A 3,426-nucleotide genomic window follows, 5' to 3' on the forward strand; every position below is an offset into this window, starting at 1 on the left:
TTTTATTATTTAACTATTATTTTTATAAACTTTTTCTTTCCTATTTGAATTACTAATTCACCTTGTGGTACTACACTTTGTAAATCCGTGACTTTTTCTCCATTTATTTTAACTCCACCTTGAGTTGCTAATCTTCTCATTTCACTTTTGCTTTGAACAAGTTTATTTTCTACTATTATTTGTGCTAAATCAAAGCTATCGCTACTTGCTTCTACCGTTAATATATCTACAGGTATTTGGCCTTTTTGAAATACTGATTTAAATCTTTCTTCTGCAAAATTAGCTCTTTCTTCTCCATGGTATAATCTTACTATTTCTTTAGCTAACTCCATCTTTACATTTCTTGGGTTAACTCTATCTTCCTTTAAATCTTCTTCTATTTTATTAACTACATCAGGATGAACATCAGTTACTAAATTATAGTATTTAACTATTAATTCATCTGGTATTTCCATAGCTTTTTGATACATTACTCCAGCTTCTTCATCTACTCCTATATAGTTTCCTAAACTCTTACTCATTTTGTTAACACCGTCTAAACCTTCTATTAGAGGCATCATTATAACAACTTGAGATTCTTGTCCAAAATCTTTTTGAAGTGCACGTCCCATAAGCAGATTAAATCTTTGGTCTGTTCCTCCAAGTTCTATATCAGCATTTATTGCAACTGAATCATATCCTTGCATTAATGGATAGAAAAATTCATGCACTGATATTGGAGTATGACTTTCGTATCTTTTCTTGAAATCTTCTCTTTCTAACATTCTAGCTACAGTTATAGTTGCAGCTAATTTTACTACATCTTCAAAGTTTAATTTAGCTAACCATTCGCTATTAAATCTAACTTCTGTTTTTTCTTTATCTAATACTTTAAATATTTGTTCTTCATAAGTTTTTGCATTTTCTAAGACTTGCTCTGTTGTTAATGCTTTTCTAGCTTGAGATTTACCAGTTGGATCTCCTATTTTACCTGTAAAGTCTCCTATTATTATTACTACCTTATGTCCTAAATCTTGTAATTGCTTCATTTTTCTAAGAACTACAGTGTGTCCTAAGTGTATATCTGGAGCTGATGGATCTAGTCCTAATTTTACAACTAATTGACGACCTTCTTTATCCGCTTTAACTAATTTTTCTCTAAGGTCTTTCTCATCTATGATATCATCTACACCTTTTAATATTATTTTAATTTGTTCATCTAAGTTTATCATATTTACCCTCCTATATTTATTTATTGCAATAAAAAAGCTCTCATCCTCATAAAAGGACGAGAGCATTACTCACGTGTTACCACCTTAGTTTATCAATACTTTACAGCATTAACCTCAATAGGTACAATATCTATACCTTAGCACTATAACGTGTGCTACTACGTTAATCCCTACTAGTTGTTATCTTTTGGGATTACTGCTCTAAGATGTATTCAAACTAACTTAACTTGCTCCTCTCACCATCCGGAAACTCTCTGTTAGACTACATTAGTTTTACTTGTTCTTTTCATAGCTTTTTTATATTAATTATTAATTCTAATATATTCGCTATTTAATATTTTGTCAACTATTTTTATTATTATTTACAAAATCTTTTATATTATAAGTAATTATAATTATTTTTATTATTAGGTGGATAGAATCCTTCAAATATTATATTATCTGAGTATTTATACGCATATATCATATCTTCTTTATTTTTTATAGTCCATGATATTATTGGAATACCCTTATTTCTTAGGCAAGCTATCCTTTGTTTATCTATCCCTCTAATTGAATAGGCTATATAATCGGGTTTCGTTTTAAAGTTTAATACCATGTTTTTAAGGGCAAATTTTTTACACCAGCTTGAATTTCTATAAGAATATCTTGGCAAACCTGCTATTTGCCCCCTTAAAATATTATTTGCATTATTTTTATACCATACTAATACGAATGGATTAAATGACTGTATGGAGTATTTACCATTATATCTTTTAACAGTATTATATAACCCTTCACATAAATCAAATATATCCTTACTATTTTTTATTTCTATAAGTATTCCTACTTTTCCATCTACTATTTCTAATACGTCTTCTATTGTTGGTATTTTTTCATCTGAATCCAATAATCTTAATTTTTTAAGTTCCTCATAGTCTAAATCATGAATATTTCTTTCATCTTTAGTCATTCTATATAAACTATCATCATGAAATACTACTATTTTTTTATCTTTAGTGAACTGAATATCTAATTCTATTGAATATTTATGCCTAACTGCATTTTTAAATGCTCCAATAGAATTTTCTGGATATTTTTCATTATATAATCCTCTATGTGCTATTGGTATTTCCATTATCCAGTCCATCTCTTTTTCCATATAAACCACCTTTTATATTTATTTACTTACCAGGTTATTTACATAGTTGTCTACTATCAAAATTTGCTTAATTCTTATATCTATTTTACTATCTAGTATTAAATTTAAAATTACAATTACCAAAGTTGTTACCTTAAACATAAATAAAAGTAGTACTATCGTTATTAAAGATAAAATTCTTGCATAAGATATTTTTTGATACTTAGATATTACATAATTTTGCACTATTATATATCCATCTCTTATAACAAAGTAAAAACATAAATATTGTATTGATATAGTGATAGTTTTTAAATATACAATAGATATATTAATGTTTAATATACTCATTAATTCAACTAAAATTAAATATATTGAACATAAGTAAAATACTTTCTTAGAGCAACAAATAAATCTAGAACAATTTCTAAAATTCTTTATCATATGTAATTTTCTTTTTGCATTACCTTTTAATATATTCAATTTTTTAGATAATAATAACGATAAAAAATATATACTAAACACAGTTCCCATAGGGAATAAAGCTATTAACATATAATAAATCATTTCACTGTATCCTTTTAGATGGAACATTTTAGTATACTGACTAAATTCTTTCATAAAACTGTATCCAATAAGCTTTGATGCGTATAAATCTATAAATACCATAAGTACTATGCCAATTATTGATCCATAAATAATATCATCAATAATAGTAGTTGCTTTCGACATTAGAAATCCACATATAATTCCTAATATCACACTTTGAGCTGCCCAAATTGCAGTTCCTATATTTCCAAGTACTAGAGCAACTATTATAAGAGAACTTATACTAGATAATATAGTATATTTAAGCTCACATTTTAAGCATATTATGCAAAAGAAAATTGGTACTATAAAATCCAAATAAAGCGCATACCCCAAACCACTACCTACAGCAATTATAGTACTTACAACAAATAACGATGAAAGTAATGCTGCCTCTGTAAGTTTCTTAGTACTATTCACTTTCAGTTTCCTCCTATTTTTAAGTATTATTATAATATATCATACTATTTGGTAAAAAAATTATAAAGGGGTCACTATTATAAAAAA

General features: G+C 26.9%; 3 protein-coding genes and 1 other annotated feature. All 3 genes read right to left on the reverse strand.

The genetic code is table 11. The annotated features are described in order from the left end of the window. Positions 1-5: 5 nt before the first annotated feature. Entirely contained in the window at positions 6-1,211 is a 1,206-nt protein-coding gene (gene tyrS, locus JWF52_RS08285; RefSeq protein ID WP_208333113.1) for a tyrosine--tRNA ligase, read from the reverse strand. A gap of 49 nt (positions 1,212-1,260) precedes the next feature. Next, positions 1,261-1,510: a binding site (T-box leader), on the reverse strand. Positions 1,511-1,590: 80 nt separating this feature from the next. Continuing rightward, on the reverse strand, positions 1,591-2,352 hold the full coding sequence (locus tag JWF52_RS08290; protein ID WP_208333114.1) for a glycerophosphodiester phosphodiesterase family protein: 762 nt from the start codon (positions 2,350-2,352) through the stop codon (positions 1,591-1,593). Positions 2,353-2,370: 18 nt separating this feature from the next. Continuing rightward, positions 2,371-3,339, reverse strand: coding sequence for a YybS family protein (locus JWF52_RS08295; protein ID WP_208333115.1), 969 nt, complete (start codon positions 3,337-3,339; stop codon positions 2,371-2,373). Between the last annotated feature and the right edge of the window lie 87 nt (positions 3,340-3,426).

The organism is Clostridium sp. CCUG 7971, assembly GCF_017590215.1.
Taxonomy (GTDB): Bacteria; Bacillota; Clostridia; order Peptostreptococcales; family Peptostreptococcaceae; genus Faecalimicrobium.

Excerpts from the sequence above, each read along its gene's own strand:
- tyrS (WP_208333113.1), bottom strand. The coding sequence starts at position 1,211 with ATGATAAACTTAGATGAACAAATTAAAATAATATTAAAAGGTGTAGAT.
- JWF52_RS08290 (WP_208333114.1), bottom strand. The coding sequence starts at position 2,352 with ATGGAAAAAGAGATGGACTGGATAATGGAAATACCAATAGCACATAGA.